General features: G+C 39.5%; 18 protein-coding genes and 1 pseudogene. 13 read left to right on the plus strand and 6 right to left on the minus strand.

From position 1 onward, the window contains the following. Positions 1-15 precede the first annotated feature (15 nt). Positions 16-989 (minus strand): annotated as a pseudogene (locus KZC02_RS06270) (polyprenyl synthetase family protein). A 292-nt stretch (positions 990-1281) separates the two neighbouring features. Between KZC02_RS06270 and KZC02_RS32835 the strand changes: the two are divergent. Both KZC02_RS32835 and KZC02_RS06275 read left to right on the plus strand, forming a co-directional pair. Then, the gene (locus KZC02_RS32835) at positions 1282-1491 is read left to right on the plus strand and encodes a patatin-like phospholipase family protein (RefSeq protein WP_310590414.1); all 210 of its coding nucleotides are present in this window, start codon (positions 1282-1284) and stop codon (positions 1489-1491) included. An 80-nt stretch (positions 1492-1571) separates the two neighbouring features. After that, positions 1572-2192: a patatin-like phospholipase family protein gene (locus KZC02_RS06275; RefSeq protein ID WP_310590415.1), complete on the plus strand. Its 621-nt coding sequence runs from the start codon at positions 1572-1574 to the stop codon at positions 2190-2192. Positions 2193-2337: 145 nt separating this feature from the next. Here KZC02_RS06275 and KZC02_RS06280 read toward each other — a convergent pair whose 3' ends face one another. Next, positions 2338-5625 (minus strand): carboxypeptidase regulatory-like domain-containing protein, encoded by a 3288-nt coding sequence (locus tag KZC02_RS06280; protein ID WP_221393323.1) that lies wholly within the window; start codon positions 5623-5625, stop codon positions 2338-2340. A gap of 349 nt (positions 5626-5974) precedes the next feature. Between KZC02_RS06280 and KZC02_RS06285 the strand changes: the two genes are divergently transcribed. After that, complete coding sequence (locus tag KZC02_RS06285) at positions 5975-6742, plus strand: alpha/beta fold hydrolase (RefSeq protein WP_221393324.1); 768 nt, start codon at positions 5975-5977, stop codon at positions 6740-6742. 13 nt (positions 6743-6755) lie between these two features. Here the strand turns inward: KZC02_RS06285 and KZC02_RS06290 are convergent, their stop codons facing one another. Further along, complete coding sequence (locus KZC02_RS06290) at positions 6756-7109, minus strand: hypothetical protein (RefSeq protein ID WP_221393325.1); 354 nt, start codon at positions 7107-7109, stop codon at positions 6756-6758. A gap of 149 nt (positions 7110-7258) precedes the next feature. Between KZC02_RS06290 and KZC02_RS06295 the strand changes: the two genes are divergently transcribed. The 5 genes from KZC02_RS06295 (at position 7259) to KZC02_RS06315 (ending at position 11502) form a co-directional block, all read left to right on the plus strand. Next, a complete protein-coding gene (locus KZC02_RS06295; RefSeq protein ID WP_221393326.1) occupies positions 7259-7957 on the plus strand; it encodes an SAM-dependent methyltransferase in 699 nt (232 codons plus the stop codon). Positions 7958-8023: 66 nt separating this feature from the next. Then, positions 8024-8728: a hypothetical protein gene (locus KZC02_RS06300; protein ID WP_221393327.1), complete on the plus strand. Its 705-nt coding sequence runs from the start codon at positions 8024-8026 to the stop codon at positions 8726-8728. A 179-nt stretch (positions 8729-8907) separates the two neighbouring features. Beyond that, positions 8908-9546, plus strand: a complete 639-nt coding sequence (locus KZC02_RS06305; RefSeq protein ID WP_221393328.1) for an MBL fold metallo-hydrolase — start codon at positions 8908-8910, stop codon at positions 9544-9546. 22 nt (positions 9547-9568) lie between these two features. Next, complete coding sequence (pssA, locus tag KZC02_RS06310) at positions 9569-10273, plus strand: CDP-diacylglycerol--serine O-phosphatidyltransferase (protein WP_221393329.1); 705 nt, start codon at positions 9569-9571, stop codon at positions 10271-10273. A gap of 227 nt (positions 10274-10500) precedes the next feature. After that, positions 10501-11502, plus strand: coding sequence for a 3-oxoacyl-ACP synthase III family protein (locus KZC02_RS06315; protein ID WP_221393330.1), 1002 nt, complete (start codon positions 10501-10503; stop codon positions 11500-11502). A 29-nt stretch (positions 11503-11531) separates the two neighbouring features. On the opposite strand, the gene KZC02_RS06320 is transcribed toward KZC02_RS06315, so the two are convergent. Continuing rightward, a complete protein-coding gene (locus KZC02_RS06320; RefSeq protein WP_221393331.1) occupies positions 11532-11891 on the minus strand; it encodes a CoA-binding protein in 360 nt (119 codons plus the stop codon). A 166-nt stretch (positions 11892-12057) separates the two neighbouring features. On the opposite strand from KZC02_RS06320, the gene KZC02_RS06325 reads away from it, so the two are divergent. After that, positions 12058-12630, plus strand: a complete 573-nt coding sequence (locus KZC02_RS06325) for an NUMOD4 domain-containing protein (RefSeq protein WP_221393332.1) — start codon at positions 12058-12060, stop codon at positions 12628-12630. Between the two features lie 11 nt (positions 12631-12641). Here the strand turns inward: KZC02_RS06325 and KZC02_RS06330 are convergent, their stop codons facing one another. Next, positions 12642-12938 carry an iron-sulfur cluster assembly accessory protein gene (locus KZC02_RS06330; RefSeq protein ID WP_221393333.1) on the minus strand — a complete coding sequence of 99 codons (297 nt, stop codon included), beginning with the start codon at positions 12936-12938 and terminating at the stop codon, positions 12642-12644. A 248-nt stretch (positions 12939-13186) separates the two neighbouring features. Between KZC02_RS06330 and KZC02_RS06335 the strand changes: the two genes are divergently transcribed. Continuing rightward, the gene (locus KZC02_RS06335; protein ID WP_221393334.1) at positions 13187-13774 is read left to right on the plus strand and encodes a hypothetical protein; all 588 of its coding nucleotides are present in this window, start codon (positions 13187-13189) and stop codon (positions 13772-13774) included. A 50-nt stretch (positions 13775-13824) separates the two neighbouring features. Further along, positions 13825-16233, plus strand: a complete 2409-nt coding sequence (locus KZC02_RS06340) for an endonuclease MutS2 (RefSeq protein ID WP_221393335.1) — start codon at positions 13825-13827, stop codon at positions 16231-16233. Between the two features lie 130 nt (positions 16234-16363). Here the strand turns inward: KZC02_RS06340 and KZC02_RS06345 are convergent, their stop codons facing one another. Next, positions 16364-17614 (minus strand): sugar MFS transporter, encoded by a 1251-nt coding sequence (locus KZC02_RS06345; RefSeq protein WP_221393336.1) that lies wholly within the window; start codon positions 17612-17614, stop codon positions 16364-16366. Positions 17615-17853: 239 nt separating this feature from the next. Between KZC02_RS06345 and KZC02_RS06350 the strand changes: the two genes are divergently transcribed. Continuing rightward, positions 17854-18984, plus strand: a complete 1131-nt coding sequence (locus tag KZC02_RS06350) for a Gfo/Idh/MocA family protein (protein ID WP_221394959.1) — start codon at positions 17854-17856, stop codon at positions 18982-18984. Positions 18985-19049: 65 nt separating this feature from the next. After that, on the plus strand, positions 19050-20195 hold the full coding sequence (locus KZC02_RS06355) for a Gfo/Idh/MocA family protein (protein ID WP_221393337.1): 1146 nt from the start codon (positions 19050-19052) through the stop codon (positions 20193-20195). Positions 20196-20239 lie beyond the last annotated feature (44 nt).

Genomic DNA, 20239 nt, shown 5'->3' on the forward strand with positions numbered 1-20239 from the left:
CTGCGCAGAACATTCTTATTTACTACGTTCAATGGTGTACTGAACCAGATGTTCGAGTGATTTGCGGTGTGGGGAATCTGCAAACTGATGCAATAAAATTCGGGCTTCCTCAACATAGCGCTCCATTACTTCCTGCGCATATTTAAGTCCTCCTGAGGCTTTTACAAAATCAATTACTTCAGTTACTTTTTTGGGTTTGTGACTTTCGTTACGGATGATATTAATAATCCGGCGTTTTTCCAGCCAGCCTGCTTTGTTTAAAGCATAAATAAGCGGCAATGTCATTTTTTTTCTTTGATATCAATTCCCAGAGGCTTGCCAATTTCATCTTCGCCGTAATCAAAAAGATCATCTTTGATCTGGAAAGCCATGCCTACTTTTTCGCCAAAAGCATGCATGCGTTTTACAACATCCTCCCCTGCTCCTACCGAACAAGCGCCTACTGCGCAACAAGATGCAATCAACGAAGCCGTTTTTTGTTTGATTATCTGGTAATAAACTTCCTCATTGATATCCAGCCTGCGTGCTTTCTCAATTTGGAGCAATTCCCCTTCACTTAGCTCCCTTACTGCCGTGGAAACAATTTTAAGAATATCAAACTCCTGATAATCAACAGATAAAAGTAACCCACGCGAAAGAAGGTAATCTCCAACAAGTACCGCAATTTTGTTTTTCCACAATGCATTTACAGAGAAAAAACCGCGGCGGTAATTGGAATCATCCACAACATCGTCGTGTACCAGCGTGGCCGTATGAAGAAGTTCGATGAGTGCAGCGCCCCTGTAAGTTGACTCCACTACGCTGCCGCAAACACCAGCAGTAAGAAAAACAAACATCGGGCGAAGTTGCTTTCCCTTACGACGTACGATGTAATTCATGATCTGATCAAGAAGCATTACATCACTTTTCATAAATTGACGAAATTTTTGCTCGAAAGCTTTCATTTCATCTGCAACGGGAAGCTGAATTTCCTTTATTGAAAGGGTCATATTGATAAACGGGGGCACTCGATCCCTTACTGGTGTTAAAAAGCAGGTCGCAGAAACCAGGTGTCATTTATTTATTTAACCTGTTTCTGAACTTCAATGTTCAAATTTGGAATAAAATCTTCTGTTTACACTAATATTACCCTGAAAATGTTTAGAATTGAGTAAAAAAGGATGGCTTGGGTCGTATAAAATGACAATGTCTCCCAAATGTAAAAAATCAAACTAAACAACTTATAGCTGAAAGCCGATAACGGTCCGCCGCGCGGGGCGGAAGGCCGAAAGCCAACAAAATATGAAAGCACTCGTTCTGGGAGGTGGATCAATGAAAGGCGCTTTTCAGGTAGGCGTCATACAAGCAGTACTTGAAAATGGATTTGAACCTGAAATGATATATGGAATTTCTGTCGGAGCACTCAACGCTACCTTTCTCACTAATGAAACGGGGATTCAGTTAAAAGAAAAAAAGAAATTTCCTGGCCGGTTGCTGGCCGTAAACTCTTAGAATTCTGGATTAAAAACATCACGCATCCACAAGATATTTCAATATTACGGTCCAGGGTGAAACTAGGCATGAATACGCTTATGAGCCGATTTGATGGCATTCTTGATCCACTCCCACTTCATCAGCTGATCCGTAAAAATGTTCAGGATGAGTATCTTGAAAGTTCATCCGTAAAATTAAAGGTTGGTGCAGTCAATATTGAAAGTGGTGAAATAAAGTATGTATCGCCAAAAGATTCAAGGTTTCTGGATTACGTGTACGCCAGTTCTTCTATTCCCATGCTGATGCCGGCGGTGTCCATTCATAATGATTTATTTCTTGACGGTGGGTTGAGAGAAGTGGCACCCATTCGCCAGGCTATTGAAGACGGAGCAACAGAAATTGTACTGATTGCCTGCCATTCTCCATTATTATATCAGCCGGAAGGAATCAATGCAAGAAATCTGATTACACTCATTGAACGGGTAAGGGATATTACTGTTAATCAAATTGTTAATAACAATATTCTTTGGGCTGAATCTTTTGTTGACCGTTCCATTCTTCGTGGAGTTCCAATGAAACTGACCGTAATTCGCCCGGCAGTTCCGCTGGTGTTAGACCTGCAAAAATTCACCTCTGATGATATTTCCAGGCTCATCATTGAAGGGTACCGGGCTGGTGTCGAGACGTTGAAGAAAGTCGAAAAGGTTAAAGAAAATTAATTATAAATTTTCGGTTTAATTTCATAGTGGCCTTTCAATTTCTATCTGTTTCCAGTAACTGCCTGGAATATAGATAACCCTGAATAAACAGAAAACCCGCACGATGATGCGGGTTTTCTGTTCATAAAAACTGTTAACAATTCAATCAGAACGAATAACGGGCTCCGATTTGTGACTGCCAGCGGGAAGTAAAATCACTTACGGTGTAAGGTCTTCTTGTTCCGTTGATGTCAGTCATGTTGTTAATATTGAACTGCATAGCCGGCGCTTTCGTGCTAGGTGTAACAGCAGTACCGTCCTGAGTCTGTGCACCTGAGTTAACTACCGTAAACAAATTAACGCTTTGGAAAGATGTTGCATAACTTCTTCCCCAATCCTTGTTTACAAGATTACCAACATTAAGAACATCATAGAAAACCTGAAGTTTGTTTTTACCAATAATAAAGTCCTGAGCAATTCTCAAATCGAAATGATGTTCGAAAGGAGTTCTGTCTTCATTACGTTTGGTATTTTTTCCAAGGTTATCGGCTAAATACTTGTTACCCGCAGCGAATTTCTGAAAGTCAGTCCATTGTTGAGAAGCAGTTGCTCCACCTCTTATATCTACAAAGTTTGCTTCAGCGGCAGTTTTAGGCAGATATACCAATGTGTTACCAAATCCGGAAGCTGATCCAGCGATATCATCTCCGGTGATAGTTCTGCTATACAAGTATGATAATCTTTGCCCCGACTGACCTGTATAAATTAACGTAAAGGTTGTTGCAAGGTTTTTAGAATACTTAAACTCCTTGCTTATTGTACCAACTACACGTGAACCCAGATCAAAATTTGAGTTAGCCACGTCTAAGTGATTAAGTCCATTTGTTGTATATGCACCTCTCCAGTTAGAAAAAGCAACCGAGCTTGTAAGGTCGTTAATCGAGGTAGAGCGTCCATAAGTATAGGCTAAGAAACCTGACCATCCTTTGCTATACGGCTTTTGAACCTGAGCAGTAAAGTTATAGCTGTATCCCTTGTTTGTATTTTTTAACAACAAAACATCAGTAAAGTTTGAACTGATTCTTTTTGTCCACAATGGGCGTGTTGTTGATCCCAATGCCACGGTGCCTTCACCATTTTCGCTAAGGTTGATGTTTTGATAATTGGCATTGTTTACCGTTTTTGTAAAAATACCTTCTAAACTACCAATCAGACCCCAAACACCCAATTTTTGATCCAAAGCTAAGTTGGCTCTGAAAACCTGAGGAAATTTGAAGTTTTTATCAATAACGTTAATAACAGTCGCCGGAGTTGTAGTTGACGTTGGAATGTAAGCACCCGCGTGTGCGTCAGCAGGATCGAATTTGAAAGGAATATTCGCAAGATCGGCAGCAGCAGTAATTGTCCTGCCAAGATTGGTAACACCTGTATTTGACATCTGGTTAGAAATCCATACAAAAGGAACACGGCCTGTAAATAACCCGGCTCCACCACGAAGTTGCGTTGTAGCATCACCTGTTACATCCCAGTTGAACCCAACACGTGGAGAGAACAATGGGGAAGCCTTAGGCATTTGCTGCGTCTTCACGTCAAAAGATTTGAAAGTTGGATCTGCTTCAAACGGTGCATTGGCAGCCGGCTTATTAAAGAATACAGGAAGGTCAATTCTTAAACCATAAGTAAGTTTAAAATTAGGCTTCATTGACCATACGTCTTGTCCATATACGCTAAACTGTGCAGCGTGAAGATTAGCCTGCGCTTTGTCGGTAGGATCCGCACTTGTCGAATAACCTATCGCATAGGATGTTAATCCCTTGTTAGCCATAAAATTGGAGATGTTGTTGGAATTAGTATTTCCAGCAGCACCGTATACATATGTTCCGTAGAAATTCTGAAGGAACAAGTTCTCACTATTAAAGAACTCATTGTTTGTACCAAAAGTAAGCGTATGTTTTCCTTTGTATAAAGTAAAGTTATCCGTGATCGTGAAAATATCCTGGTTCAAGCCATTAACCTGAGACGAATTATCGGAGCCAAGGTTGTATTGAATCGTTAATTTCTTGGCTACATCATAGTTATTGATAGTTAATGAAGGGAAGAAATTACTATTTCTCTTGTCACGAATCGTGTTAAAAGTGAAACGTAAAACGTTAGAAGCTCTTGAAGAAAAAGTGCTGTTCAATTCAAGAACTGTTGAATTAGACTTGCTCAAAAACTTGTATCCGGCATTTTCAAATACAACAGAATTGGCAGTTCTGCTTCTGATATCATTGCTACCGTCAACAAAATTGTGACGCAATGTCAATGTATTTTTTTCATTAATGTTCCAATCCAGGCGGGCGAATAACGAAGTAGATTTGTTTTCGTTGTTAATGGCTCCAAAATTTCCCGGATCATAGTTATAAGTTTCTTTAATAAAATTTCTTAATGCCTGTAATGTATCAACATTTGCATTTGAACCAGATCCTGACAAAGTAGGGTCAAAGGAAAGAGGAGTCGATTTAATAAATCTTTCTGCATTAATAAAGAAGAACAATTTATTTTTAACAATTGGCCCGCTTAAGCTTGCACCGAAAGTTTTGTTTTTAAATTCTGGATATTTGTTTCTGGTAACTACGTCATTGTAACCTGCGCTTTTACCAATAAAGGCATCGTTTTGAAGCTGTCCATAAGCTGAACCATGAAACATATTGGCACCACTTTTTGTAACTGCATTGATACCACCACCTGTAAAACCTCCCTGCGTAACATCGTATGGAGATAACACGATTTGCATTTCCTGGATTGTTTCAATTGAAATAGGATTGATCCCGGCCTGACCGCCATTTGTTCCTGATGATCCTAAACCAAACCCATCCGTTGCGTTGGCACCGTCAATTGTGAACTGATTATAACGGTTGTTCTGTCCACCAAACGAAACCCCATTGCCAGCCGTATTTGCCTGAGGAGTAAGACGGGCAAAATCAGATACACTTCTGTTGATTGTAGGAACACTTTGCATCAATCTTGGAGATATGAATGTTGAAGTTCCATTTCTTGAGGTACTTATAACATTACCTTTGCCACCGGTAACCACTACTTCGTTCAGCGTTTGAGAAGCGTCTTCAAGTACAATATTAATTGAAACCGGAGAACCCAGGGTTGTCGTAACATCGCTAATCTCTTTGGTAACTAAGCCGATAAACGTAATAGTAAGCTTGTAAGGACCGCCTACACGTAGATTTGGCAATGTGTATTGTCCACTTTCTGACGTAATAGTTGAATAAACTGATCCCGTTGGTTCGTGAAGTGCTTTAATGGTAGCACCTGGTAAGGTTTCACCTTTGGCATCGGTAATTCGCCCACTGATTGACGATGAAGTTACCTGAGCATTTACTTGTCCGCTCAGAAAAGACAATGAAAATAACAGCAGAGTAAATACCGCTGCCTTGAAAAGTAAACTTTTCCTGTTCATAAAATTTTTTGATTTGGTTTTTAATATTAGTGGGATACATCAATTGATGACAACTAATTTAGCGTAAAATAAAAGTTTTTTTCATTCATAAACAATTACCATAATCCTACTTAAATGCTATACTAATATGTATAACTCGCTGATTTGTTGGAATAATACAGATTTCTATATCAATATTGACATATTATGTATATTATTTTTTTGTTATTTTTTTAATTTCGAATGTTGTTTTCTCTAATAGAAATCCTGCCGACATTTGCCTTCCGTATAACATATATACGTATAAAGGTCCTATGGACGAAAAAAAGCATTTTTCGGTGATTCAATTTAATTTTTATCAAAAGTTATCATGCTTCTTAATTATAAAAAAATAGGTGAAACGGGAAAGTCAATAATAATTCTTCACGGCGTTTTCGGTTTTCTGGATAATTGGCTTACCATTGGCAAAACTATTTCCGAACAAGGTTATCAGGTTTATCTTCTCGACCAGCGCAACCATGGCCGTTCACCTCATGGCGGCGGACTTGACTATGTGACTTTTGCCAATGACCTTAAAGATTTTTTGGAGCAAAAAAATATTTCCAATCCCATTTTACTCGGACATTCCATGGGTGGGAAAACCGTGATGGAGTACGCTGTAAGATTTCCGGAAACGTATGAAAAATTGATTATTGCAGATATTGGCCCAAAAGAGTATGCGATTCATCACACTAAAATCCTGAAAGGATTAAATGCAATTCCTGTCAATGAAATTGAGAGCAGGAACCAGGCTGATGATATTCTGGCCGATTTTGAACCAATCATATCTGTGCGGCAGTTCCTGTTAAAAAATTTGTACCGGAAAGAGGAAGGAGGATTTGGATGGCGTTTTAATTTACCGCTGCTTTCGGGTAATATGGAAAATGTAGGCGTCCCTGTCGTTTCAGAAAAACCTGTGGAAGTTCCGGTATTATTTATGCGCGGCGATAAGTCAGATTACATTCTGGATGAGGACTGGGAGGGCATTCTTGAAATATTCCCGAACGCTCAGCTTGTAACCATTGAAAACTCAGGACACTGGATACAGGCAGAACAGCCAAAAGCCTTTGTAAAAAGCCTGGTGGATTTTCTTACCTGAAATTAAGGCCGGTTCACCTGGCGTATTTTTCCCTGGTACCGTCACAGTATGAAATGATTAGCTGATTTTTATTCCATTCTATTTCCCATGTAGGACAGGATGTGCAGTTTACTACGGCACAAAGCGGATTGACAGCTATAGCCAGGGCAGGTTTTATTTCAAAGAAATCACCATTGATCAATAAAGAAGTCGGGCCGCAGCAAACTGATAAATTCCGGGAATCCAGAATTGCACCATCTTCCCGGAAAACGAGGTTTTTCGCGGAGTTAACAGCAGCAACTTCCCATATTTTTTGTCCGAATCCTCCTTTTTCAATTTCAATTAACCGCCACGTTCCTGCGACTGAACTAAAACTGGCTTGTGGCACATTTGCAGTCTCCTGGCTACATGAAAGAAGAATGAATAAAAAAAGTATAATATATAGTTGTCTTAACATAGCACGTAACTTTGCTCTCTCATAATGACTCCATTATTACTTAAATGGTTGGAGTCTAATTAAAATAAGCTTTAAAAGTCATGAACTCATCAGCACTGTCATTATTTCTGATTCCGACTGTATTGGCAGAAAACACTTCTGAAAATGTACTTAGTCCGCAGATCAAGGATGTTATAACAAATCTGGACTGCTTTTTCGCAGAAGATATCAGAACAGCCCGCCGTTTTATCAGTAGTTTGAGGCTTGGCAAAGTGATTGATCAGATTACTTTTTTTGAATTAAACAAAAATACCGATCCGGCCGAAACCAAACAGCAATTAAAAAATCTGAATCAAAATGCCGGGATTATTTCAGAAGCCGGCTGCCCTGGAGTAGCCGATCCGGGCGCTGTCGCTGTCAGGCTTGCGCATGATCTGGGTATCAATGTGGTTCCATTGGTTGGCCCCTCTTCTATTCTACTTGCATTAATGGCTTCGGGCATGAGCGGACAATCGTTTGCTTTTAATGGTTATCTGCCCATTGATAAAACTGAGCGAAAAAAAGCAATCCAGCACCTTGAATTGCAGGCACGTAATCAAACACAGATTTTCATGGAAACGCCCTTCAGAAACAACCAGCTTATGGATGCTATTTTAGAATCCTGCCAGCCCGGAACTTCACTTTGTGTTGCCAGTAACCTGACAGCACCTGACGAATTTGTAAAAACGTATTCAATCAGACAATGGAGAAACAATAAACCGGATTTACACAAAATTCCTACAATATTTATAATCGGATAAAGTTTTTAAGGAAGTTCATAAATGAAGTGAGCCAAGTATTTCACTTACAAAAAATAATTGAGTGCCGTGAAAAAATGGATATTGTGGAGCAGTGTAGCTGTCATTGGCTGTATGGCTGCGTGTAAGGACGAAAATGAAAAACTGAATGCTATTATAACAGTAGAATCGCAGTTTCAAACAACTGTTGAGGATTGGGCAGGTGGTTTTTCTGGTTACAGTTCAGTTACCAATGATACAACCCTGGAAAAGTCCTTCGGCAGGGCGCGGCTGCCGGCAGTCCTTGATTCGACTAAATATGGCCTCAGAATGCAGGGATATAACAGAGGTGATGGTATGTTTATGTTTCTCAAGAAAAAGGTTTCGGGCCTGGCTCCCGGCCGTGATTACAAAGTTACATTTGATATTAATCTCGGAACATCTTACAGCGCATCCGATCCTGGAACAGGAGGTTCTCCGGCAAGTTCAGTCTATTTGAAAGCAGGTGCATCACCGAATGAACCGACTGTAAAACTTTTAAATAAAGTTTATACCATTAGTATAGATAACGGCACACAATCGGAAGGCGGCAAGGAAATGAATGTATTAGGAAACGTGGCTAACGGATTAGATAAAAACATTTACAAATTAGTTTCACGCTCCAATTCAGATAATCCGGTTTCAGTCAGGGCTAATTCAAACGGAGAAATATGGCTTTGTGTCGGTTCAGATTCAGGCTTTAAAGATTTAACAGTTCTTTATTATGACAAAATTAAAGCAACAATTAAAGAATAATTAACCTTTTTGCGCATAAAACTATTCATCCTAACTTAAAATACCATTACAATCTTGACAGGATCGTAATGGTATTTTTTTGAAATGATATTAAATCTCAAGATTCAGGGCGCTTCAGAAACTGTTTCGTAACTTCGCCCGATATAAAAATGCGTTTCGCGAGAGCAACATTATAGATAATGATTCAAATAAAGTCTTTTACCTTCGGAGCCTTTTCCGAAAATACGTATGTTTTACATGACGAATCCGGAGAGGCTGTAATTATTGATCCTGGTTGCTATGACAAGGCAGAATATGAGGAACTTAATCGTTACATAGAAAATAATGGCCTGAAACCTGTGAAAATCATTAATACACATGCTCATATTGACCATGTTTTAGGTGTTGCTACTTTAAAACGAAAATATAATATTCCCTTTTATCTGCATAAACTGGATGAACCCTTACTGAAAGCTGTAAAAACTTACGCGCCAAATTATGGTTTCGCACAGTTTGATGAACCCGAAATTGATGGTTATTTTGATGAAGGTGATACTGTAAAATTCGGGACAACAACACTCAAAGTAATTTTTGTCCCGGGCCATGCGCCGGGCCATGTTGCGTTTGTTCACGATGAACAGCATTTCGTTGTTGGCGGAGATGTACTTTTTCGCCAGAGCATAGGCCGCACCGACTTACCGGGAGGCGATATGAAAACTTTGCTGAATAGCATTCGCACTAAATTATTTACCCTGAATGACAATTACACGGTGTATGCCGGCCATATGCAGCCTACCACAATTGGATTTGAAAAGAAAAATAACCCGTTTTTAAAATAGGTGTTTAATCACTGTTTATTTAATGATCAGAAGAAATATACCTAATGCACTTACCTGCGGCAATTTGCTTTGCGGATGTATAGGAGTAGTTGAAGCCTTTCACAGCAACCTACTTTTATCCTGCGTTCTGATAGGTGTTGCGCTCGTATTTGATTTTTTTGACGGTTTTTTGGCCCGGCTGTTAAAAGTAAGCTCACCCATTGGCAAGGATCTTGATTCCCTTGCAGACATGGTAACATTCGGATTACTTCCTTCGGTAATTGTATATCAGCTGCTTATGCAAAGTATCCCTGATCTTTTCGGGATTTGGAAGGCATACCCGGCATTTATCATTGCTATATTTTCAGCAATCCGTCTGGCCAAATTCAATAATGATCCGCGTCAGAGCGATTCGTTTATTGGCGTTCCTACTCCAGCCAGTGCCATGTTCATTGCTTCTCTCCCGCTTATCCTGAATACAACACAGGGTGAAAGTTGGAAACACATCATTATTAATACTAATAATCTATTGATTATGAGCATAGTAATATCCATATTACTGGTAGCTGAAATCCCGTTGCTTGCTTTAAAGTTTAAGTCATTTGGATGGAAGGGGAATGAAGTACGTTATGTATTCATACTCATTACCGCTGTGCTGTTGCTGACACTGAAAATTCTGGCAGTTCCACTTATTTTGGTAGTTTATCTTGCCGTTTCATTATTAACAAATTTCATGAAAACGCGTTAACAAATTGTTATCAAGGAGTTTTTATTGCAATTTTGCAGCACTTTTTCGGATGCAGGTATACAACTGATTTTAGAGATGATTTGTAAAACAGTTGTCACATAAAAGGATTTTAAATTTGTTTTGAATTTTTTTGCCAGTTCCAGATTACAAATTATTTTCATTTATAATTTGATTTGTAAAAATGGTAATTTCTTATTTTAAAAGTTTTAATTGCTGTTTACATTTCTATGACACATTCACGGATTATTGGTCTGGGATACTATGTTCCAAACAATATCGTTACTAATAATGACCTTACTGAATGGATGGAGACTTCGGATGAATGGATTCAGGAGAGAACCGGGATTAAAGAACGCAGATATTTTGAGTTTGGGAAAGATACAAATTATAGTATGGCTACGGCCGCTTCCCGTCAGGCTTTGGAACGTGCCGGACTCACTCCGGATGATGTTGATGTAATTGTTTATGCTACCATCACACCGGATTATTTTTTTCCGGGATCTGCATTTTTGATGCAACGTGAATTAGGTATGGCAGGTAAGCCGGTCATTGATATCCGGCAGCAATGTTCAGGTTTTGTTTACGCATTATCCATCGCTGACCAGTTTATCAAATCGGGCATGTATAAAACCGCATTGGTAGTTGGTTCGGAAATACAATCTTCATGGATCGATAAAAGTACAGCTGGCCGTAATACAGCAGTAATTTTTGGAGATGGGGCCGGTGCAGCCGTATTACAGGCAACATCAGATCCGGAACATTGCATATTATCTACACATTTACACGCAGACGGTAATTTTGCAGAAGATTTGTATGTAAGGGACCCAGGCAGTAGCCGTGCAGGCCGTGCCGTGACGAAGGAAATGGTCGAAGAAGGCGGATTTAATGTTATTATGAATGGCAATGCCGTTTTTAAACATGCTATTGTTCGTTTTGGTGAAGTAATAAACGAGGCACTTAGTGCCAACGGATACTCTCCCGAAGATATTAACCTATTGGTTCCGCATCAGGCGAATATTCGTATAAGCGACTATGTGAGGCAGCAAATGGGACTAGCAGAGAATCAGGTTATTAATAATATACAGCGATTTGGTAATACCACAGCCGCGTCTATTCCGATCGCCCTGGCCGAAGCATGGGAAATGGGAAAACTTAAAGACGGTGATTTGCTCTGCCTGGCTGCTTTTGGCAGTGGTTTTACATGGGCGTCAGCATTAATCCGCTGGTAAAACGTATGGTATTTATTAAATTATTTAAATTAATATTGTCCCGTAGATAACATTACTAGTGTACACGCATTTATTGGCATGATATTTATATCATTTAAGATGCTTTCAAATTCGGGGTTCTCAGTTCCGGGATTGAAGATGACACGATTAGGTTTCAAAGAAATAATGTAATCGTAATATTCTGGTTGATGGCTAGGATTAATATAAAGTGTAACTGTATGAATATCAGTCCATTTTATTTTTTCTAAGTAAATTTCCTGACCAAAAACAGAACCTTTTTTACGGCCAAGCAGCAAGACCGGATGGTTGAATGCCATCAATTTTTTAGCTGCAATGTATGAATATCGTGATGGATTAGATGATGCGCCAATAATTAGTGTATCTTTCATTGTTGTGTATTTTTATGCATGGAATGAGAATTAAATTCAGCACATCGTATATAGATAATTAGATTGCTGATAATTTTTTCTTTGGTATAAATATTATATTAGGCATGCAAAATATGCTCAACGTTATTAAAAAAATTCAACGTAATCAATAATACTATTTCTTAAAATGAACGAGTCAAATGTAAGTCGGAGTTTCTGGAATGAGAAGTGGGCGAAAATTAAATTCGACGAAATCGAAAATGCTCCTCATTACGAAGTATCAAATTATGGAAGACTTAAGAGCTTTCAGAACAACCCTAAGGACGGCGCGATAATAAAAGGGTCGGTTATTCAGGGATACAGATCTCTCAATATCAGAGCAAGTGGCGGTAAGACAATTAACCGTTACGTTCACAAACTGGTAGCCGAGTATTTTGCAGAAAAGGCAAGTGATGATCACGCTTTTGTGATTCACAATGATTTTGAAAAGCAGAATAATTACTATGAAAACCTGAAATGGGTTACAAAAGCAGAAATGATCGATCATAACCGTGAAAATCCTGCCTTTATTAACCGCGTCATCCCAAGACGGACCAAGAATTATAAATTAACCGAGAGTAAGGTAAGGATTATCAAGAAATTGTTGAAAAATGACAATAATCGCCTGAAGATGATTGCCAAACAATTCGGAATCACACATACTCAGCTTAACCGTATCAGGTCAGGAGAAAATTGGAAACATGTGACTATTGAGGATTAAAAGTATAGTGGTTATTCTTCTTTTATTAAGGAAATCGTATAACCGTTGCCGTTCATTCCTTCCTCATAATCGACTGACAACCCAAGGACATACATGAGATGTCTTTTATCAATGTATACCCTGATCCCATCGATCAGGTAAAGTTGATCATGTTCTGTTTTTGTGTCAAAGCCCAGGATGAATGTTCCACTGCATGCTCCTCCTTTTAACCCTACTCTTAACCCGTAGGTGTCCGGGATTTTATTGGCTTCCAGGGTAGTTATTATTTCAGATTTTGCCTTGTAGGTAATCCGAATTGGATTTTCCATTTACATAAAATTTAATGAAGTATAACTTCTTCTTTTTGTTGAGGTTAGCAATAACAAGAAGATTTATTTTTCTCAGTGTTACGTCAATTCTTTTTTTGCTGATCCTGATTTAAACTGCAAAAACAGAAGTAATTTATTACTGCTAACGCCAAATTACCGTATTTAATTCGTAAAATTTTTATTTGGAATCTCAGTTATCTTGTAATTTTGACTTCATTTTGGCTCAATATTAAAAGTTGCACGGCGCTATGGAGTATTATATTTTATTAACAATTACATTACTGGGAGTAGTTATTATTTACGGGATCTACCTGACAATTACCACTGTTGCAAACAAGGTCTTCGAAAAACAACAATGGGATATTCGAAATAAACATACCGAAATCACCCTGCCGCTTCGATTACAGGCTTATGAAAGAATGTGTCTTTTTCTGGAAAGAATAAGTCCTAATAATCTCTTGCTCAGGCTAGTTCCGTCTGCAATGAATGCACTCGAATTACAACAGATTCTGCTTAACGACATTCGGGAAGAATACAACCATAATGTTGCACAACAAATGTATATCAGCACCAATGCATGGGATCACATCAACAATGCGATGCACGAAATTGTAGCTGATATCAATAATGCATCCGTTGATATTACACCGGAAGCACCAGCTTCTGACCTGGCAAAGAAAATTTTTTCTCATGTAATCCAGAAAGAAGTGCAGCCAGCCTCATTTGCACTGAAAATTCTTAAAGAAGAGATCAGAACTTTTTTTAAAACAATACTGAACCAATTTCCAGGAAAATTAATTATTTCTAAATATCCTGATCAAAAAATTAATCAGTGATTACCGAAAAATAAAGCTAAAACGGTCCGCCGCGCGGCTAATTCCCAAAAATGCTATATCCTAATACAATAGAACAAAAACTTGGTTTTGATAAACTGCGCATCTGGCTTAAAGAAGCCTGTATAAGTACATTAGGGCAAAACTTTGTAGAGAAAATCAGATTCTCAGATAATTTCGGATTGGTAGAAAAGCTGGTGAGCCAAACTGCCGAAATGAAAAAAATAACAGAGATTGGCGAAAATTTTCCATCTCAGAATTACATCGACGCCACAACCTATCTGAAACGGGCTTCTATTGAAGGAATGCTCCTGACTCAAAGTGAATTCTCTGATTTAAAAGTTTCTCTTCACACAATAAAGCTTTGTATCCGTTTTTTCGAAAATCAGGAGCCTGAAACTTATCCATTATTAGGTGAATACGCAAAAAATGTAAGAGTTGATAAAGCAATTACGGACGCAATCGAAAAGATCATTGATGACCGTGGACAGATCCGCGATTCGGCATCTTCGGAATTATCGCGTATCCGTAAGCAGCTGATTTCAGAACAAGCGGGAATTCGAAAAAAACTGGATACGATGTTACGTTCGGCTAAAAGTAATGGCTGGGTGAGCGAAGATGTATCATTGACCGTTCGTAACGGACGTATGGTTATTCCGGTTGCTGCTGAGCACAAACGTAAACTTAAAGGCTTTATACACGACGAATCAGCTACCGGCCAGACTGTTTTTATAGAACCGACAGATGTTTTTGAATCCAATAATGAAATCCGTGAACTGGAATATGAAGAACGAAGAGAAATTAACAGGATATTATTACAGTTAACCTCTCAGCTGCGGCCATTTGTACCAGATTTGCAAAAGGCATACCAATTTTTAGGACTTATGGATTTCTTGCGTGCAAAAGCAAAACTTGCACGTGAAATGGATGCTATTAATCCACCTTTCACCAACCGGCAGTTCATAGAATGGCGGGAAGCAAGGCATCCGCTTTTACACTTGTCATTTCAGAAACAAGGAAAAAAGGTAGTACCTCTGAATATTGAATTAAACGAAAAACAGCGCATTCTGATCGTTTCCGGGCCTAATGCCGGAGGTAAATCTGTGTCACTGAAAACAGTTGGATTAATTCAGTATATGTTCCAATGCGGCTTACTTGTGCCCGTACAGGAAGGCTCTTCAATGGGCTTTTTCCAAAATATATTTATTGATATAGGTGACGAACAATCACTTGAAAATGACCTGAGTACATACAGTTCGCATTTGACTAACATGCGGCACTTCCTGACTTTAGCCAATAAACGTACATTATTCCTGATCGATGAGTTTGGAACAGGTACTGAGCCAGGTTTAGGCGGAGCCATTGCAGAAGCTATCTTAGAAGATCTGACAAAGTCTGGCGCTTTTGGAGTGGTTAATACGCATTATACCAATCTGAAAGTACTTGCAGACAAAACGCCCGGGCTTGTGAACGGAGCTATGCGATTCGACGGAGAACACTTGGAACCTCTTTATCAGCTCGAAATCGGAAGGCCAGGAAGTTCTTTTGCATTTGAAATTGCCTCAAAAATTGGCTTACCAATGGCTGTCATCAATCGTGCTAAAGAAAAACTGGGTACACAGCAGGTTAATTTCGAAAAATTATTGAAAGAACTGGATATTGAAAGAAGAGTTTTTGCTGAGAAAAATATTGAATTAGGAATAAAAGAACGAAAGCTGACCCGGGAATTGGCTGATTATACAGCGCTAAAATCAAACCTGGAAACAAATGAAAAAAAGATTGTAAATGAAGCAAAACAAAAGGCCAAAACACTTTTGGCGGATGCTAATCAGTTAATTGAAAATACGATCCGCGAGATTAAAGAAAACAAAGCGGAAAAAGAAAAGACCAAGGTTGTCCGCAATGAAATTCAAAAGTTTAGTAAGAAAAATCTGGAACCGGAACTGATACCTGAACCAGCTGCTACAGAGGAAATATATGAACCCGAAGATGGCGCTATTGCTCCCGGAAATTATGTTCGAATTCTGGGCCAGACAGCCATCGGTGAAGTAATTGCCCTGAGAGGAAAAGATGCTGAAATAAGAATAGGAGATCTCAAAACAACGCTTAAACTGAACCGGCTTGAACGGGTTAGCAATAAAACCTATAAAGCTGCCACGGGAGAAAAATCATTAAAAACGGTTTCAAAAGGTGTAGATTTGAATGAGCGCATGATGAATTTTAGTTTCAACCTGGATATGCGCGGCAAACGTGGAGAAGAGGCTCTTGGCCTGGTTGACCAGTTTATGGACAATGCCATTATGCTGGGGTACGACGAAATACGGATCGTGCATGGAAAGGGAGATGGAATTTTGCGGACATTGGTACGTAATCATCTTCGAGGTTATTCCCACGTTTCAGCAATGCAGGATGAACATGCTGACCGTGGCGGTGCAGGTGTTACAATTGTAAAATTGAAATAAAATTATCAGGTTATAATCCATACGGCCCGGCCTTGTGCCCGCCTTTAATATAATAAATCACCTGATGGCCGATTTTGACAATAAAAAAGGGCAGGCACAAGGCCTGCCCCAACGACGACGTTTCAATAATTTATAATTGCGGCTGTTCGGCCACCTTTGTTTCGTCGATATGATTAGATTTTGGATTGCCCGCCCAGAACCACAAAACTACAAAAGCAAATATTAATATAATCGGGAATGTCATCATAGTTGAAAGAGTTGCTTGTCCGGCGGCTAATTCCAATGCTGATCCTGAAAGACCTTTTGCCGAGTATTCTGCATTGCTGTTATCAATCCACCGGCCAATAATTGGCTGAAAAATTGATGTTGACAACATACCCACGCCACCTATTATTGACATACCCAAAGCTCCGCTTTTTGGGACCCTCTGAGCAACAAAGCCAATCATTGTAGGCCAGTTGAAACATACACCCAGACCAAATATAACAGCAGCCAGATATGCGATAGGGCCGGTGACAGTACTGAACATATAAATACCAATAGTCGCCAAAACTGCTCCTCCCAATAAAACGCCGGTTTGTCCGAATTTATCCGCAACAGGTCCGTTGAAAAGTCTGCCTACGGTCATTACCCCAAAAGTTAATGCCAAAACCAGCATAGCATCAGCTCCGCTGCTGCTTAATACCACTGTTACCCATTGGTTAGGACCAAATTCTGTAATAGCTGTTAGTGCCATGCAGCAGAATATGAAGATATACAAAGGGGTTAGCATTGACTGGAAGTTTTTCGCCAGTGAAGTTACTCCCTCAATTTTGGGCTTTGGAAAAACCTGGCCGAAAAAGAGGAAAGCATAGACTACAGTAGGAAGCATAAGAACCCAGATCTGAGTTTGCCACGAAAAACCACCACTGGTCATAAATTTGGATATTAAGCTACCAATTACAATTCCCCCTGGAAACCACATGTGGAACCTGCCAAACATTTTGTTTAGTTTACTGCTCGGATACATATCTGCAATCATCGGATTACATGCCGCTTCCGTACATCCATTGCCAAAGCCGATAAAAAATGTAGAAATCAGCAGGCCGTAGTATCCCCCTGCATAAATCGTTAATAAAATTCCCAGCGTGTGAGCAAAAACAGCTACCTGCATAATTATTTTTGGACCTACCGAATGATAAACAATACCCCCAATGATCATTGAAATCGGGAAACCAAAAAAGAACATGGAATTAATAAATCCTAATTGTTCGGCAGTCAGGCCAAAATCATTTCCCAACTGAGGAAGAATTCCTGCCCTGATGCTAAAGGAAAAGGCAGTAGTAATGATAGCAAGACAACTTGCAGTAAAAAGTCGTGAGCTGTTAATCGGTTGAGCCATGTGACTTGTGGGTTTAGATATTTAATGTGAATAAATGGAACTCGGGGTATTGATATTATTTAATATTTTCACAAAAAAAACAAATAATTTGCAAAACTACTATTCTATTCGGCAGTAATGCACCGATTTTTGCACTATAAATTTATATTTGTAAGAAGTAAGAGTCATGTATACTACTCTTTATAAATAGAAAATCTTTTCAAAACTTTAAACCAACACGAATGTCACGAAAGATAAGGATGGGTATGGTAGGCGGATCTCTTGAAGCATTTATAGGAGGGGTTCATCGTCGTGCGGCCATTATGGACGGAGAAATTGAGCTGGTTTGTGGTGCTTTCAGTTCAAGTCCTGAAAAATCTAAGGAAACAGGAAAAGCTTTGTATTTGCCTGAAAACAGGGTTTACAAAGATTATGAAGAGATGATTTTAAAGGAAAAACAGTTACCTCTGGGAGAGCGTATGGATTTTGTTGCTATTGTAACACCCAATCATGTACACTTTGGCCCAACTAAACTTGCGCTGGAAAATGGCTTTCATGTAGTATGTGACAAGCCTATAACTCTGAATGAAGAGCAGGCAGAAGAAATAGTAGAACTGGTAGCAAAAACGGGACTGATTTTTTGCCTGACACATAATTATACTGGTTACCCAATGGTAAAAGAGGCACGACATATGATCGCGTCAGGTGCTATCGGAAAAATCAGGAAAGTAATTGTTGAATATCCTCAGGGATGGCTTGCCACAATGGTGGAAACTGCGGGAAATAAGCAGGCAGCCTGGCGTACAGATCCAAGCAAATCCGGCGCAGGAGGTGGTTTGGGAGATATTGGAACCCATGCCGAAAACCTGGCAGAATATATAACAGGACTAAAAATCACACAACTTTGTGCTGACCTCACGATTTTTGTTGAAGGCCGCCTTCTGGATGATGATGCAAATATCCTTCTCCGGTTTGATTCCGGCGCAAAGGGTATCCTGCAAAACAGCCAGATTGCCAATGGAGAAGAAAATGACCTGAATATCCGTGTTTATGGTGAAACAGGCGGCTTGCAATGGAAACAACTGGAACCTAATACACTTATCCATAAAACCAACCAGGGAGCACGTATCATCCGGACAGGCGTCGGTAATCTTTCAAAAGCGGCACAGGTACATACACGTATTCCTGCCGGCCATCCGGAAGGATATTTTGAAGCATTTGCTAATCTTTATAGAAATTTTGCATTTCAGCTTCGTGCCCGTTGGGAAGGCAAAACTGCCGACCCTGTGTACGATTTCCCATCTGCAGAAGATGGACTGCGCGGTATAAAGTTCGTTAATGCTGCTTTAGCCTCGGACAAGTCGGATAAGAAATGGACAGATTTAATTTAATTACAACGTTACCAAATATTTTAACCGCTTAGCGGACCGTTTTCCACCTTTTCATTTACCCATTTATGAACAAAATTAAAGTTGGCGTGGTAGGTACTGGCTTCATTGGGCCTGCACACATTGAAGCTCTGAGACGCCTCCCTAATGTAGAAGTTGCTGCCCTTTGCGAAGTAACTGCTGAACTGGCCAAAGAAAAAGCCGATGCACTGGGCATTCCGCGTTCTTATACCTTCGATGAATTATTAAAACAGGAAGACATTCAGGCAATCCATATCTGTACGCCTAATTTCCTTCATTACAATCAATCAAAAGCAGCATTATTAGCTGGCAAACACGTGATCTGTGAAAAGCCATTGGCAAAAGACCTGGCGGAAGCGGAAGAACTGGTGGAACTTGCAGCAAAAAGCGGACTGGTGAATGCAGTGCATTTCAACCTTCGTTATTATCCGCTGGCCCGCCAAATGAAGTCCATGCGTGAAAAGGGTGAATTAGGTGAAATTTATTCTTTCATTGGTTCTTATTTACAGGACTGGCTATTTTACGAAACTGACTATAACTGGCGCCTTGAACCGGACAAATCGGGTGACTCAAGGGCAATTGCTGATATTGGTTCACATTTAATGGATATTCTTGAATATATCACGGGTTTAAAAACAGTTGCTGTTCTGGCTGATTTTAATACCATTCATAAAACACGTAAAAAACCACTCAAGGCTGTTGAAACATATTCCGGCAAAATGCTTCAGCCAGAAGACTATGCTGATGTTCCAATTAACACCGAAGATACCGCCAATGTATTGTTGAGATTTGATAATGGAAGTAAAGGTGTAATTACAGTTTCTCAGGTATCGGCAGGACGTAAAAACCGTATGACGCTGGAAATTTCCGGATCTAAAAAAACATTTAACTGGACTTCCGAAGCTCCTAATGAAATGTGGATTGGTAACCGTGATAAAAGTAATGAAATCCTGATGCGCGATCCTTCTTTGGTACATGAAGATGTTCGCTCGCTTATAACATTCCCGGGCGGGCATAACGAAGGTTTCTCGGATACTTCAAAACAATTATTTAAAGAAGTTTATGCGGCAATCACAGTTGGTAAACAACCTGAAAACCCAACTTTTCCAACCTTCGCTGACGGATATCGTGAGTTATTGATTTGTGAAAGAATACTTGACAGCAACAAAAAACAAGGCTGGGTCGAAGTATAATAATTTTATCAAAAAAGAAGTCAACTCCTGAAGAGTTGACTTCT

The sequence above is a fragment of the Dyadobacter sp. NIV53 genome (assembly GCF_019711195.1).
In the GTDB taxonomy this organism is placed as follows: Bacteria; Bacteroidota; Bacteroidia; order Cytophagales; family Spirosomataceae; genus Dyadobacter.

Bases quoted from the DNA above. Each gene is read 5' to 3' on its own strand.
- KZC02_RS32835 (WP_310590414.1), top strand. From the start codon at position 1,282: ATGAAAGCACTCGTTCTGGGAGGTGGATCAATGAAAGGCGCTTTTCAG.
- KZC02_RS06275 (WP_310590415.1), top strand. From the start codon at position 1,572: ATGAGCCGATTTGATGGCATTCTTGATCCACTCCCACTTCATCAGCTG.
- KZC02_RS06280 (WP_221393323.1), bottom strand. From the start codon at position 5,625: ATGAACAGGAAAAGTTTACTTTTCAAGGCAGCGGTATTTACTCTGCTG.
- KZC02_RS06285 (WP_221393324.1), top strand. From the start codon at position 5,975: ATGCTTCTTAATTATAAAAAAATAGGTGAAACGGGAAAGTCAATAATA.
- KZC02_RS06295 (WP_221393326.1), top strand. From the start codon at position 7,259: ATGAACTCATCAGCACTGTCATTATTTCTGATTCCGACTGTATTGGCA.
- KZC02_RS06305 (WP_221393328.1), top strand. From the start codon at position 8,908: ATGATTCAAATAAAGTCTTTTACCTTCGGAGCCTTTTCCGAAAATACG.
- pssA (WP_221393329.1), top strand. From the start codon at position 9,569: ATGATCAGAAGAAATATACCTAATGCACTTACCTGCGGCAATTTGCTT.
- KZC02_RS06315 (WP_221393330.1), top strand. From the start codon at position 10,501: ATGACACATTCACGGATTATTGGTCTGGGATACTATGTTCCAAACAAT.
- KZC02_RS06320 (WP_221393331.1), bottom strand. From the start codon at position 11,891: ATGAAAGATACACTAATTATTGGCGCATCATCTAATCCATCACGATAT.
- KZC02_RS06325 (WP_221393332.1), top strand. From the start codon at position 12,058: ATGAACGAGTCAAATGTAAGTCGGAGTTTCTGGAATGAGAAGTGGGCG.
- KZC02_RS06330 (WP_221393333.1), bottom strand. From the start codon at position 12,938: ATGGAAAATCCAATTCGGATTACCTACAAGGCAAAATCTGAAATAATA.
- KZC02_RS06335 (WP_221393334.1), top strand. From the start codon at position 13,187: ATGGAGTATTATATTTTATTAACAATTACATTACTGGGAGTAGTTATT.
- KZC02_RS06340 (WP_221393335.1), top strand. From the start codon at position 13,825: ATGCTATATCCTAATACAATAGAACAAAAACTTGGTTTTGATAAACTG.
- KZC02_RS06345 (WP_221393336.1), bottom strand. From the start codon at position 17,614: ATGGCTCAACCGATTAACAGCTCACGACTTTTTACTGCAAGTTGTCTT.
- KZC02_RS06350 (WP_221394959.1), top strand. From the start codon at position 17,854: ATGGGTATGGTAGGCGGATCTCTTGAAGCATTTATAGGAGGGGTTCAT.
- KZC02_RS06355 (WP_221393337.1), top strand. From the start codon at position 19,050: ATGAACAAAATTAAAGTTGGCGTGGTAGGTACTGGCTTCATTGGGCCT.